This window comes from Oceaniovalibus sp. ACAM 378, from assembly GCF_008085915.1.
Taxonomy (GTDB): Bacteria; Pseudomonadota; Alphaproteobacteria; order Rhodobacterales; family Rhodobacteraceae; genus Oceaniglobus.
In genome coordinates, this window is the sequence record NZ_VSJK01000002.1 from 53,947 (window position 1) to 66,705 (window position 12,759).

The window sequence follows — 12,759 nt, forward strand, 5'->3', positions numbered from 1 at the left end:
TGATGGAAATCCTATCGTCCCTCGGCCTCGGTTTTTCCGTGGCATTGCAACCGCTTCACTTGGCGCTGCTTTTGTTTGGCTGCTTTGCGGGCACATTGATCGGCGCGATGCCGGGTCTGGGCCCGGTCAACGGTGTCGCGATCCTTATTCCGCTGACCTTTGCGTTCGGCTTCGACGCCACAGCCTCGCTGATCCTGCTCAGCGCGGTCTATTTCGGTTGCATGTACGGCGGGCGGATTTCATCGATCCTGCTGAACATTCCCGGCGATGAACCGGCCGTGATGACCACACTCGACGGTTATCCCATGGCGCAGCAGGGACATGCGGCCAACGCGCTTGCGATTTCCGGAGTGGCGTCGTTCATCGGAGCGACCGTGGCGATTATCGGTCTCACGCTGTTCGCCCCAATGCTGGCGAAAGCGGCGATCTATTTCGGCCCGGCGGATTATTTTGCGCTGTACATCATGGCATTTGCCACCATCGGCGGGCTTTCGGGCGTCGACCCGCGCAAGACGCTTTTGTCGGCGCTTCTTGGTCTGATGATCGCCACTGTCGGGCTGGACCCCGCCACCGGCATTCCGCGCTACACCACCGGGTCGTTTCACCTGTATGACGGAATTGATCCGATCGTCGCGCTTGTGGGTCTGTTCGCCATTTCCGAACTGTTGTTCCTGTTGGAAAAGACCATCAAAGACCGCGATGTCGCGATCCGGCTGACCACCTGGATTCCGGATGTAAAGGTCGTGGTCGGCACGCTCTGGGCGACGCTCCGCGGGTCCATCGTCGGGTTCGTCGCAGGCGTCTTGCCGGGGGCGGGTGCATCGCTTGGCGCGGTGATGAGTTATTCGATCGAAAAACAGGTCAGCAACAAGAACAACACCTTTGGCAAGGGCGACCCGCGAGGCGTCGCGGCACCCGAGGCAGGCAATAATTCGGCTTCGGCGGGAGCGCTGATCCCGATGCTGTCGCTGGGGGTGCCGGGATCGGGAACCACCGCCGTCATGCTGGCGATGCTGATCTCTCTCAACGTCCAGCCCGGACCGCTTTTGTTTGAACGCCAACCCGACTTGGTCTGGGGGCTGGTCGCATCGCTTTACATGGCCAACGTGATGCTGCTGATCCTGAACCTGCCGCTCATCGGATTATTTACCCGTCTGATGGCCGTCCCGACCTGGGCTCTCATGCCGCTGGTCGTTGCCGTCAGTTTCGTCGGCGTTTATTCGATCAGCAATTCGACCTTCGATCTTTACGTGATGATCGGTTTTGGCCTGCTCGGCTATGTGCTGCGCAAGCTGGACATCACGCTGGTGCCGCTTGTCCTTGGTCTGCTGCTGGGCACGGACATGGAAAACAACCTGCGGCGCGCGCTGTCGATTTCGGGCGGTGATTTCGGCGTGCTTGTGGCAAGCTGGATTTCAATCGGTCTTTATGTTGCGACTGCCGCGTTCCTTATCCTGTCGGTCTTTCTGGCTGCTCGCGACAGGAAACGGGTGCCCACAGAAGCAGGGTGATGCGTGCCGGGCGCACAACTTTCCAGTGGGACACGCGATGCGCCATGACCTGATCACCCTTCAGCTTTTTCGTAGGGTGACGCAGGTCGGTTCCATTGCCGGTGCGGCAGTGCGCCACAACATGGTCGCGCCCGCCGTCAGCAAACGCCTCTCGGATCTGGAAACGCAGATTGCGCACGTCACGGGCGGTTTTTGCTGGAAAACCTGACCGGAGCCTGAGTCTGATGTAAGCCGGGCAGCCATTCCCGCTTCGCATGGGGCCCGCTCAATTCATAGATCGAGCGATGAGACACTGCAGGAAGTCGTTCAGGTAATCGGGATCATCACGTTCTCCCTGTAGGCGCGGCGCTCCACCAACCTGTCCCACCATGCCTTTAGGTTTGGCAAATCCGGACGCGCGAAATCCATCGAATGCCAGCGATATGCCGAGCTCCCTAACGGGATGTCGGCCATGCTCAAGTAGTCGCCCATGATGAAATCGCGGGTGGCGAGGTGTTGATCCAGCATCGCCCAAAGCTTCGTGCCTTGCGCGATCGCCGTTTCGATTTTCGCTGCGTCTCGCATGTCGGGGTCGGTGCGGATGAGCTGCCAGAAGAGCGTTGTCATCGGCGGATGCATTGACGTGAGATACCAATCCATCCACTGCCCGGCGAGGCCGTTCTGCGGCGGCGTTCCCAGCTTCCAGTCGCCGGATCCGTATTGGTCGCACAAATAGCGCACGATCGCATTGGATTCCCAAAGCACGAAATCACCGTCGACCAGCACAGGAACGCTGCCGTTCGGGTTCATTGCGCGAAACGCGTCAGTGTCATTGCCTCCGAATGCACCACCGACATCTGCCCGCGCTACTTCGACGTCAAGCTCAGCTGCGCACCACATAACCTTTTGCACGTTGACCGAGTTTGCGCGCCCGAGAATCTTAATCATTCCAATTTATCCAATCTTTATAAACCAACCAGCGCGAACCCGGTCATTCAACCCGCAGGAATCTCATTTGCGAAAACCGGAACGTGGTATCCCTTTTGGACTGCATCACGTGACAGAATGCGGCGATACCAAGCGCGGACCTCTGGATAGTCGGCCAGATCAATCTGGTGCCATTCATGGCGTGATACCCACGGCCAGCAGGCCATATCGGCGATGGAATAGTCGTCGCAGATGTAATCCCGCCCGACGAGGCGCTGATTGAGGACCCGATAGAGCCGCGCGACTTCGGTCCTGAAACGATCCTCGGCATAGGGTGCCTGTCCGGGGTTGTTTTTCAGGAAGTGATGCGCTTGACCGGCCATGGGCCCGAGCCCGCCCATCTGCCACATCAGCCATTGTGTCACTTCGGCCTTTCCTTTCGGATCCTGAGGCAGAAATCTCCCACTTTTTTCGGCAAGATAGAGAAGGATTGCGCCGGATTCGAACAGGGCGATACCGGTGTCGCGATCCACGATCGCCGGTACTTTGTTGTTGGGACTGATCGCGAGAAATTCCGGAGTGTGCTGTGCGCCGTCGTTGATGTCGATGGGATGCGCTTCATAGGGCAGGCCAAGCTCCTCCAGCAGGATCGAGACCTTGCGACAGTTCGGCGTGGGCCAGGTATATAAATCAATCATTGACGATCCTCTTTATCGGTCAGGTGACGTGGTTCCGAGCCAGTGCGGATGTTGTATCAGGAGATCTGGCCAAGGAAATTTTTCGTCCGTTCGTGTTGCGGATTGCCAAAAAATAGCTCCGGCGCATTTTCTTCGACAATCTGGCCGTGGTCCATGAAAATTACACGATCCGCGACGGCCCGCGCAAATCCCATTTCGTGGGTCACGCAGATCATGGTCATGCCGTCCTGGGCAAGGTCGATCATCGTATCCAATACTTCCTTCACCATCTCGGGATCCAGCGCAGAGGTCGGCTCGTCGAACAACATGATGCGGGGCTTCATGCACAGCGCGCGCGCGATGGCGACGCGCTGCTGCTGACCACCGGACAGTTGGGCGGGATATTTGTCGGCTTGTTCGGGAATACGCACCCGTTCGAGAAATTCCCGTGCCGTTTGTGTGGCTTTCTCCTTGCTCACACCGAGGGCTTTCACGGGTCCCAGAATGCAGTTCTCTAGAACGGTCATATGCGGGAACAGATTGAACTGCTGGAACACCATTCCAATGTCCAGCGGTACCGTCTTGGGGGTTTTATCCAAGACGACACCGTTTACCTTGATGGATCCTTTTTGAATGGCCTCAAGCTGATTGATGCAGCGAATGAGGGTCGATTTTCCGGATCCGGACGGGCCGCAAATCACAATGCGCTCACCCGCCTCTACTGTAAGGTCAACCCCGTGTAAGACCTGAAATGCGCCATACCATTTTTCAATCTGGGACATTTCTATCGCGAGTTCTGGTGCAGACTGCCCAGTTGAGGAAGCTTGGGAGGACATTGGCTTGCTTTCCCTTTACGAATTATTCGTTGAAGCTTGGAAGCGGTTCATCGAGCCATTGCATGTGCGCCTCGTTCAAGGCACCGGACGCGGTGACACCGGCAAGAAATTCATTCACATAGGCAAGAAGCTCGGGCGCGTCGGGGCTCACCGCGATGGCCAGTCTGAACTGGTTCAGTGTGAATTTTTCATCAAACCTTCCCGGGGCGATCTGGCGGATTTGCGCCATCACCGTGTTAGAGGCGCCGATCGTCTGGACCTGTCCGGACAACAGAGCCTGTACAGCGCTCACGTCATCATCGAACCGTCGGATTTCGGTCGTCTCCGGAGCGATTTCGGTAATTGTCGTGTCCTGACCACTCGCGCGGGCAACGGCAACACTGACGCCGGCAAGATCAGCCGCCGATGTGATGTCGAGGTCGGCTTGACCCATTACGCCGATGCGGATCGCGGCGTAAGGATTGGAGAAATCCACCTTTTCCGCGCGGGCCGGACTAATCGCCAAAGACGAGACCAGAATATCCACCTGTCCGCTGAGCAGGAAAGGTATCCGGTTGGGGCCGGTGACCGGTATGAGGTTGAGTTCAACTCCGAGATCGTCCGCGAGCGTCTTTGCGACCGTCGCATCATAGCCGTCTGGTTCATTGTTTTCATTCAGGATGCCATAGGGCGGAAAATCGATCAGAACGCCAACTTTGATGGTATTCGCCGCCTGGATGTCGGCAAGTTCAGCCGCCGCGGCGGGCAGGGTGGCCGCGCTGCTCAGGGCAGCTGCTGCCAACGTGACTTTGAGAATATTCAGAAGCTTAATTTTCATGACTTTTCCTTTTATGCTTCGCGCATTTGTCTCGCATGAAGGGTTAACGTGTCGTGGCTTGATTGAATTTATGCTCCAGGTTGGCGGCCAGTTTCGAAAGCGGCCAACACAGGATGAAGTACAGCACGGCAACAAGACTGATCACCGCGAACGGCTGGAAGGTGGCGTTGCTGATGATCTGACCGGCGCGGGTCAGTTCGGTGAAGCCGATGATGGATGCAAGCGAAGTCGCCTTTATCAGTTGGACAAGGAAACCGGTGGTCGGGCCGACCGCGATGCGAAAGGCCTGCGGCAACACCACATGCCGCATGCGATTGACATATCCGAGCCCGACGACGCGTGCGGCTTCGTGCTGGCCCGTTGGTACGGCTTCGATACACCCGCGCCAGATCTCGCCCAGGAACGCAGCCGCATGCAGGATCAGCGCAACACTGGCGGCCGTCCAGGGATCAATGGGGAAGCCCAGGATCGCCATGCCGAAATAGGCGAGAAACAGTTGCATCAAAAGCGGCGTGCCTTGGAACACCCGAATGAACGCCATCGCGATCCAACGCCGGTATTTGTTCTGAGACACCCGCATCAAGGCGACCATCAAGCCGCCGACAGCACCGCCTGCGAAGGCGATGAGCGACAACAGGATCGTATATCGTATTGCCAGCGTGATGTAGATGACTTCGTTTGGACCGAATTCTCTGATCATCTGGGGCTACCTATTCAACGGATAGGAGAACGCGAGTTTGCCGATAAGGGCAAAGACGCCTGAAAACGCGAGCGACATCACAAAGTACATCGCCGTGATGACAATATAGACTTCAAAGCTCGCAAAGGTTTGAGATTGCAGATCATTGCCCGCCGCCGCGAGGTCAGTCGCTGAAATGACGGACACGACGCTACTGGCCAGCATCAGATAGATGAATTGGCTGGTAAGTGCCGGGTAGACTGCCCTCATTGCAGGCTTGAGGATCACGTATCGCAGGGTCTGAAAGAAGTTCAGGCCGACTGTTTTCGCAGCCTCGATATGTCCGCGACCCACCGACGCGACTCCGGCCCGCACGATTTCGGTCCCGTAAGCGCCAAAATTCACGACCAGCGCCAGCAGTGCTGCCTGGTTCGGACCAAGGCGCACCCCCAACGCGGGCAACGCGAAAAAGAAGAAATACAGTTGGACGAGAAACGGCGTGTTTCTGATGATCTCGATATAGACGTTGATCGCGATGCGGACTGGCTTGGGCCCGGATGTCTTGCCGACAGCGCCGAGGATCGACAAAACCAACCCAATGACCATCGCGACAGTCGACATCTGGATAGTCAGCCACGCGCCCACAAGGAGCGTGTCGAACGAGGCGAAAACTGGCGCAAAGTTGAAGTCGTACACGTAAACCTCCCTGCTGCTTGCACTTGTTCATAAGCTCCCGGTCTGCGGATTTCTCCTCCCAGCAGATACGGGGCTATCGTTACACGGGGCGAATTCGTCCCGTGTGTCAGTCGTCTATGCAGTCACAGTCCCACGAAATGGCAGATTGTTTGCGATGGTGTACTGCATGCCGTCCAGCAACTGCGCGAGATCAGGACGCGCCGAGGGGGCGTTCGAGATCGCCGCAACGACGATGTTGCCGTCCGGATCGATGCAGAAAATTCCTGGCTCGGCGAACCGCGCGATGGCATCCCCGTTGTTTGTAGGCTCAGTGATGTAGAGACCCAAGGTCACCATCTGCTCGACGCTCAGACCATAGCCTACATCCATGCTCCACTTGAATTCGGCGATGTCAGCGGCGGCACGTTCTGCTGTGTCGGCAGATGCGACTTTGACAGTAAAGCCGGACTTCTCCCAGTCGGGTTTCATTGCTTCCAAACTGTTCAAGTAGTTTTTGCAGCGACCACAGTGTCGACCGCGATAGACGATAAACAGCGTCCAGTTTTCGGTCGCGCCGCCGATGTTCATTGTGCCCCCGCCCAGTTTTGGAACGGAAATTGCGGGCATCGGCGCACCGACGATGGGTTTGGAAAGTCCGTTCATGATCGGCGGTTCCTTATTTGATCTGACGACACCGGCTGTCGCGAAAACATGCCTTTGCAGAGGGCCAGATAAGACGTCGGTTGTTCTTGAGTCAATAGACATATGATGTCATACGTCATATGTCACCAGATGCTGAAGATTGTGATTCATCAGGCTTTAAGTATGAAGCTCGAAGAGTTCAGCTTTGGCTCGCCCCTGACACCTTCGCTGCACAGCAGGAGATTTGGACGTTGCAAGACATGCCGTCGCCAACATCAGCAAGACGACCCCGCCTGAGCGTGGATGTGGCCAGCCGGCTGCGAAAGATGATCGATGACGGCCAATGGGTTGCCGGCCAGCAGCTCCCGACCGAACTCAAATTCATCGAGATGTTTGGCGTGAGCCGAACCGTCATCCGCGAGGCCATTTCAGCGCTGGGTGCCGAGGGGCTTGTGAAACCTCAACATGGTCGCGGTGTTTTTGTGGCCGAGCATCTGCCCACGCCCCCGTTTCGTTTCGGCGACAGCAGCATCGATGAAATTGACCATATCCGTCAGAGTATGGAGTTGCGGCTCGGGATTGAAACGGAGGCGGTTGCGCTTGCTGCAACACGACGTACCGAAGGCGAACTCGCGTCAATAAAGCAGGCGCTGGACACCGTTAATCAGCTCAATTCCGAAAGCATAGGCGGAGCTGCAGAAGATTTTAATTTTCATGTCAAAATCGCAGAGGCGGCGCACAACAGTTATCTGGTGGATTTCATGAACTTCCTCGGCAGCCAAAGCATCCCGCGCGTGGTCCTGCGGCTGGAGTTCGGCGCAGAGCGTGACGCATTCTTTGAAGAACTGATCGCACATCATGTGGCGATTTACGACGCGATCGCGGCCAAAGACCCGGTGGCAGCTTCTGAAGCGATGCGCGTGCATCTATCGCGTGGATTGGTTGTAAATCGGGCGGTTTAGGGCAACGAACACCCGCGTTCCAATCTGGGACCGCCGCCCCAAAACCCTGCTCTCAGGCCTGATGGCCTGCGGTCACTGTGGCGGCAATTTTGCGAAAGCGACCAAATCCAACTTCACAGACGGCCCCTTACGGCCTTGTAGCGATCAATCTGGTGTCGCAGTGCGCCTATTCTGGCGTTGAGCCCTCATGACGCCTACCGTTAATAAATCACCGACATCCTGCCCTTCCACACCTGCCAAATGCCAACATCATTGACCGGCGTGGACATAAAGCAGGCGACGTTGATACGGCTTGTTTGGTTGGGTTCATTGATCAGCCCGTCAGGCGGGACAGAGGCCCATTCGATCATCGGATCATTTTGGCCGACCTTGCAGCGTATACAGTCCGCGGCCTGTACGTTGTCCACGTGCGGCGGCACAAGCAGACGGAGCAGGCCAATTACGCATTTTTGGCGATACCTGCTGATCAACATCGCGATTGCTGTTGCCTGCTTAGTGACTCCCCACGGCTGGACAGGATCTGGCACAATTCAACCTACTCGTTGCCCGTGCTGATCAGGCTGGTTGATATCAGAAGACCGCAAACCGCAACTTTTGTCAGTGTCCAAATCTCTGGGTAGCTCAGATCATCTTGGAACTCACAGACGCCTCGTAGGCTTGGTCGCCTGTATCCCCTGCGCTTACCTGACAAGTTAGGAAGAAATATGTGCCGCGTCCTTGCCTATATCGGCCCGGAAATACCGCTTGAGAGCTTGCTTCTGGAGCCGGAGAACAGCCTGATCAACCAGAGCCTGGACCCCGAGCTTCACCCGCTGCTTCAACTGGCCGGTTGGGGGTTCGGAGCGTGGAGCGAACATCTTTTAAAAACTGAGGAGCCGCTTCTCTATCGCCGGCCAATGGGAGCCTTCTATGATGACAATGCGCAAGGCATCATCCCGAGCCTTCAGGGCAGCACACTGCTCGCGCACGTCAGGGCCGCTGCCTATAATTCACGGACTGTTCTGGCGGATGAGAACTGCCATCCTTTTTCCTTCGATGAAACGCCCTGGATCATCGCCCAAAACGGTGCCTTGCCAAACTGGCAGATTTTACAAAGGGAGCTGATTTCGCACTGCGAGGATAGGTATCTTAAGCAGATGCGGGGCACCACCGACACAGAGTTTCTTTACGTTCTGCTCCTCTCCCTGCTCAAGGGCGACAGTGACGGAGACGTGCAAAAAGGCTTCGAGGACCTGCTGAAAGTCATTCTTCAGGCCATGAAAAAGCTTGATCTGGTTGAACTGACAAAATTGAAGATTGCCTTGGTTGCGCCAAAGCGGATCATCGGGGTCAATTATGGATTGGGGCACAAGGGAGAGACTGACCCCGCAGGCGATTGGAAAGAGCTGCGAAAATCCGGGTCGGGAACCGCCGACTATTCGCTTTCGATGCTTCTGGAGCCGATGTATTTGCTCATGGGGGCGAATTTTCAGGACCATGAAAAATCCTACAAAGTCGACTCTTGTCCGGAGGGCGAGGCAACTTCCGCTATCTTCGCATCTGAGCCTTTGACCGAGGATGGCGACGAATGGCTGAACATCGAATTTGGTGAAATCGTCGCTCTCGAGAGAAAGGGCGAAAAAATTTCGAAAACCGTGAACAAGCTGAACCTGTGACGACGCAGCCCCGCGTGTATACGCTGACCCCACTTGCCGCGAACAGGACATTGGCCAATGGCTGATCGCTACCGAAATTTCGAAGAACTCGCTGCCGATTTGCAGCCGGAGGTCGACTACCGCATCCGCAGTGAGGATCGCGGCACATCTGTGGTGATCCTTGCGCCGCACGGTGGCTCCATCGAGCCGGAAACTTCGCAAATCGCCATGGCAATTGCGGGAACCGACTTATCCTTCTACTCCTTCGATGCACTGAAGGCCGGGGGGCATGGCGACTTCCACATTACCTCTCACCGGTTCGATGAACCCCGAGCCATCGACCTTGTCGGCAGGTCGAATACCGCGGTCGCGATCCATGGACGCAAAGACGACGGCACCAATACCGTATGGCTGGGCGGGCGCGCGACTGTGCTGCGCGACGCCATTGGTTCCGCGCTGCGCGACGCAGGGTTTGGGGCCGAACTTAACCAGACGCTGCCGGGTATCCATGAATCCAATATCTGCAACCGGACCCGCTCTGGCAAAGGTGTGCAGCTCGAGCTTCCGAGATCGCTGCGTCGCAGGTTGGCGACAGAGAGTAATGACTTGGATGCATTCTGTTTGGCCATCCGAAGTGCCATCGTGTCTGCGTCGCAAAGTTGACAGAATGACCGCCCTATTCGCGAACGAACGGTACTACAGCGCGGCCATCCGGCGCAAAGCGAACACAAGCGGACATCTGGAAATGGAAGTTCGATGTGCCTGCCTGTGCTGGCTGCGAGCGTCGAAACCGCTGGGCCATCGGCACATCTGCAGGTGGTCTCTGGTTCGGTGCGCTACCTGTGCCTAGAATATTACAACTCTTCCGTCTTCCGGGAACTGGCACCCAAGACAAAGAAGGTCCGCGTGAATAGCCATAGATTTGTAGACGCCTTGATTGATAATTTTGGAAGCAAGTAGGACGAGATGTCAGCACCAAATCGATCTACACATGGCAGAAGCTGTTTTCGCGGCCGACGAAGGTGATCAAAGAGGTTGAGGCGCAAACCGATGAGATCCGCCGTCTGAAGCGCGATTTGGCGCGTGTCACGGAGGAACGGGACATCTTAAAACCGTCTTGGGTCGCAGCCCGCCTGTGCACGGTAGGAACAGCCTGTGCTATCGTCGAGGTCTGGAGGGCAGTTGCCGATCGCTTATTGGAGGGACTGACCCCGTTAAAAAACGTGGCACATGGGCTGATGCGCACTTGAGAGTGGTGACGCCGACTCGGCGGTAATCCCGCTTAGGAGGATGACGAACTTGCATGGCTCAGGTCTTCCAGCCCAATGGAGGAGATGTAGTAATCCCCCCGAAAGTAAGGGGATGCGGATGCTGAATTTTCTCAGCAAGATAGCCGCAGTGCCGGGCCACATAGTGAGGTGGTTTGACTGACCCCTTCTCACGGGGCCCACAGCGTCCATTCACGCGCTGACGCAATGCTGCGTTGTTGCGCGCCGAGGCGGTCATTCGTGCATCGTGCAGCATTTTCTACTGTCGTACGGCAGCAGTGCGGAGAGGGTGTGTGAAAACTCCGGCAGTTTTTCTCAATTGATGGTATGATTTCTGTATTCGATGCGGAGGTTGTTCATGGCGCAATTTATCGAAGGTTTGGATCGTCAGCAGACGATGCTGTTGCCGGAACATCTGGATGATTATGTCGACGAGAACAGCCCGGTTCGTGCCATCGATGCCTTTGCAGACATGCTTGATCTCGCAGCACTTGGCTTCAACGTGCAACCTGCGTCTACTGGTCGGCCGGGTTATCATCCAGGTCTGATGCTGCGGATTTATCTGTACGGATATTTGAACCAGATCCAGTCATCGCGGCGACTGGAACGTGAGTGCGGACGTAATCTGGAGCTCATTTGGCTGACGGGTCGGTTGAAGCCTGACTTCAAGACGATTGCTGACTTCCGCAAAGACAACGGCCCTGCGATCCGCAAAGTGTGTCAGCAGTTCGTGGCGCTATGCCGCAACATGGGCTTGCTCGACGCAGATGTGGTCGCGATTGACGGCAGCCGGTTTAAGGCGCTGAACTCCAAGGCCAAGAATTACACACGCGGTAAGCTACGCCAAAAGTTGATCGAGATCGACACGGCAATCGAGCGCTATATGGGGGAATTGGATCGTGCTGATGAGGTGTTTGCGCAGACCGGCACGGTGCTGCCCGAAGCACGTATGGAACGCACCTTGAGAAAGCTGGAGCATCTGAAAAAGGAGGCCACGCGCTACAGATCAATTGAACAGCGCATGGACCAGACCGGCGAAACGCAGGTGTCGCTCAGCGATCCTGATGCCCGGTCCATGGCGACGACGGCGCGGATGCCGCGCATTGTCGGCTACAACGTTCAAACGGCTGTCGAGGCCGATCACCACCTGATCGTTGCGCATGAAGTCACGATGCTTGGGTTTGACCGGGATGCTTTGTCGATGATGACCGCGGCAGCAAACGATGTCATGATGACAGATCAGCTCACCGCAATCGCCGACAAAGGTTACTACAAAGGCGAGGAGATTGTTGCCAGCGAAGAGGCTGGCATCTCGGTCGTCGTCCCCAAACCCATGACGTCAAACGCTGCTGCACGCGGCCAGTTTGACAAGGCTGACTTTGCATATGACAGCGTCCTGGACGCCTATTTATGCCCAGCGGGCGAGCCTCTGGCCTACCGATTTACCGGCCAGCAAGACGGCAAAGCGATCAGATCATACTGGTCAGGAGCCTGCGCTGAGTGTCCGATAAAGACGAAATGCACAACCTCAAAAGAGAGGCGCGTTCGTCGATGGGAACACGAGGACGTGCTCGAACGCGTGCAGGACCGAAGACCCGACCCAACTGGCTGTTCGGAGCATGACCGTGGAGCATCCCTACGGCACGATCAAATCCTGGATGGGAGCCACGCACTTCAAAATGCGAACGCTGAAGAAGGTGGCGACAGAGATGGCCCTGCATGTGCTCGCCTACAACATGACCCGCGTCATGAACATCATGGGCGTTCCTGCGATGATCACCGCCATGAGGGCGTAACCGGCCTCATTTGCACTGGAATTTGTTCCAAATTGCCCAATCCGTCTCTGATCACTACCACCGCCCGCACACTCCATCCTGTCTACTAAGAGGGCGATCTCACGCCAAAACGGGCATAAACGCCGGAAAAGACAGCGGGGCATCGCAATCAGCCGAGTTTCCACACACCCTCCGGTCTTAGCTGTCATTGGCATCTTGAAACGAAGGCCCTTTCCTATAGGCCTTGCAGACATTCGCTTCCAGTTGGAGATTGCACACTTCAAGTCGCTACCGCCTTGATTATCTCCCGAGGATGGCGACGGAATGACAGTAAGGCCCGTCAGATTAGCCTACTCACATGGCTTTCAAGCATAGTG

12 protein-coding genes and 1 pseudogene are annotated in these 12,759 nt (G+C 56.4%); 6 read left to right on the plus strand and 7 right to left on the minus strand.

The window, feature by feature from the left end:
- Window positions 1-2 precede the first annotated feature (2 nt).
- Window positions 3-1,511 (plus strand): tripartite tricarboxylate transporter permease, encoded by a 1,509-nt coding sequence (locus tag FQ320_RS02215; protein ID WP_148469633.1) that lies wholly within the window; start codon window positions 3-5, stop codon window positions 1,509-1,511.
- A gap of 37 nt (window positions 1,512-1,548) precedes the next feature.
- Window positions 1,549-1,719 carry a LysR family transcriptional regulator gene (locus FQ320_RS02220; protein ID WP_148469635.1) on the plus strand — a complete coding sequence of 57 codons (171 nt, stop codon included), beginning with the start codon at window positions 1,549-1,551 and terminating at the stop codon, window positions 1,717-1,719.
- A 98-nt stretch (window positions 1,720-1,817) separates the two neighbouring features.
- Here FQ320_RS02220 and FQ320_RS02225 read toward each other — a convergent pair whose 3' ends face one another.
- The 7 genes from FQ320_RS02225 to FQ320_RS02255 form a co-directional block, all read right to left on the minus strand.
- On the minus strand, window positions 1,818-2,438 hold the full coding sequence (locus FQ320_RS02225) for a glutathione S-transferase family protein (RefSeq protein WP_148469636.1): 621 nt from the start codon (window positions 2,436-2,438) through the stop codon (window positions 1,818-1,820).
- A 47-nt stretch (window positions 2,439-2,485) separates the two neighbouring features.
- Window positions 2,486-3,115 (minus strand): glutathione S-transferase family protein, encoded by a 630-nt coding sequence (locus FQ320_RS02230; RefSeq protein ID WP_148469638.1) that lies wholly within the window; start codon window positions 3,113-3,115, stop codon window positions 2,486-2,488.
- Window positions 3,116-3,171: 56 nt separating this feature from the next.
- Entirely contained in the window at window positions 3,172-3,930 is a 759-nt protein-coding gene (locus FQ320_RS02235) for an amino acid ABC transporter ATP-binding protein (RefSeq protein ID WP_187393744.1), read from the minus strand.
- Window positions 3,931-3,952: 22 nt separating this feature from the next.
- Window positions 3,953-4,747 carry a transporter substrate-binding domain-containing protein gene (locus FQ320_RS02240; protein WP_148469641.1) on the minus strand — a complete coding sequence of 265 codons (795 nt, stop codon included), beginning with the start codon at window positions 4,745-4,747 and terminating at the stop codon, window positions 3,953-3,955.
- Window positions 4,748-4,790: 43 nt separating this feature from the next.
- Window positions 4,791-5,447: an amino acid ABC transporter permease gene (locus FQ320_RS02245; RefSeq protein WP_148469643.1), complete on the minus strand. Its 657-nt coding sequence runs from the start codon at window positions 5,445-5,447 to the stop codon at window positions 4,791-4,793.
- A 6-nt stretch (window positions 5,448-5,453) separates the two neighbouring features.
- Window positions 5,454-6,122, minus strand: coding sequence for an amino acid ABC transporter permease (locus tag FQ320_RS02250; RefSeq protein WP_148469645.1), 669 nt, complete (start codon window positions 6,120-6,122; stop codon window positions 5,454-5,456).
- 114 nt (window positions 6,123-6,236) lie between these two features.
- The gene (locus tag FQ320_RS02255) at window positions 6,237-6,764 is read right to left on the minus strand and encodes a redoxin domain-containing protein (RefSeq protein WP_148469647.1); all 528 of its coding nucleotides are present in this window, start codon (window positions 6,762-6,764) and stop codon (window positions 6,237-6,239) included.
- A gap of 239 nt (window positions 6,765-7,003) precedes the next feature.
- Here FQ320_RS02255 and FQ320_RS02260 point away from each other — a divergent pair, with 239 nt between their 5' ends.
- The 4 genes and pseudogenes from FQ320_RS02260 to FQ320_RS02280 all read left to right on the plus strand — a co-directional run bounded on the left by FQ320_RS02260 (window position 7,004) and on the right by FQ320_RS02280 (window position 12,403).
- The gene (locus tag FQ320_RS02260; protein WP_255509358.1) at window positions 7,004-7,705 is read left to right on the plus strand and encodes a FadR/GntR family transcriptional regulator; all 702 of its coding nucleotides are present in this window, start codon (window positions 7,004-7,006) and stop codon (window positions 7,703-7,705) included.
- A gap of 704 nt (window positions 7,706-8,409) precedes the next feature.
- Window positions 8,410-9,360, plus strand: coding sequence for a class II glutamine amidotransferase (locus tag FQ320_RS02270; RefSeq protein ID WP_148469652.1), 951 nt, complete (start codon window positions 8,410-8,412; stop codon window positions 9,358-9,360).
- A 57-nt stretch (window positions 9,361-9,417) separates the two neighbouring features.
- On the plus strand, window positions 9,418-10,002 hold the full coding sequence (locus tag FQ320_RS02275) for a poly-gamma-glutamate hydrolase family protein (protein WP_148469653.1): 585 nt from the start codon (window positions 9,418-9,420) through the stop codon (window positions 10,000-10,002).
- A gap of 963 nt (window positions 10,003-10,965) precedes the next feature.
- Window positions 10,966-12,403, plus strand: a pseudogene (locus FQ320_RS02280) (IS1182 family transposase).
- Window positions 12,404-12,759 lie beyond the last annotated feature (356 nt).

Coding starts and splice junctions, on each gene's coding strand:
- FQ320_RS02215 (WP_148469633.1), top strand. CDS start 3: ATGGAAATCCTATCGTCCCTCGGCCTCGGTTTTTCCGTGGCATTGCAA.
- FQ320_RS02220 (WP_148469635.1), top strand. CDS start 1,549: ATGCGCCATGACCTGATCACCCTTCAGCTTTTTCGTAGGGTGACGCAG.
- FQ320_RS02225 (WP_148469636.1), bottom strand. CDS start 2,438: ATGATTAAGATTCTCGGGCGCGCAAACTCGGTCAACGTGCAAAAGGTT.
- FQ320_RS02230 (WP_148469638.1), bottom strand. CDS start 3,115: ATGATTGATTTATATACCTGGCCCACGCCGAACTGTCGCAAGGTCTCG.
- FQ320_RS02235 (WP_187393744.1), bottom strand. CDS start 3,930: ATGTCCTCCCAAGCTTCCTCAACTGGGCAGTCTGCACCAGAACTCGCG.
- FQ320_RS02240 (WP_148469641.1), bottom strand. CDS start 4,747: ATGAAAATTAAGCTTCTGAATATTCTCAAAGTCACGTTGGCAGCAGCT.
- FQ320_RS02245 (WP_148469643.1), bottom strand. CDS start 5,447: ATGATCAGAGAATTCGGTCCAAACGAAGTCATCTACATCACGCTGGCA.
- FQ320_RS02255 (WP_148469647.1), bottom strand. CDS start 6,764: ATGAACGGACTTTCCAAACCCATCGTCGGTGCGCCGATGCCCGCAATT.
- FQ320_RS02260 (WP_255509358.1), top strand. CDS start 7,004: ATGCCGTCGCCAACATCAGCAAGACGACCCCGCCTGAGCGTGGATGTG.
- FQ320_RS02270 (WP_148469652.1), top strand. CDS start 8,410: ATGTGCCGCGTCCTTGCCTATATCGGCCCGGAAATACCGCTTGAGAGC.
- FQ320_RS02275 (WP_148469653.1), top strand. CDS start 9,418: ATGGCTGATCGCTACCGAAATTTCGAAGAACTCGCTGCCGATTTGCAG.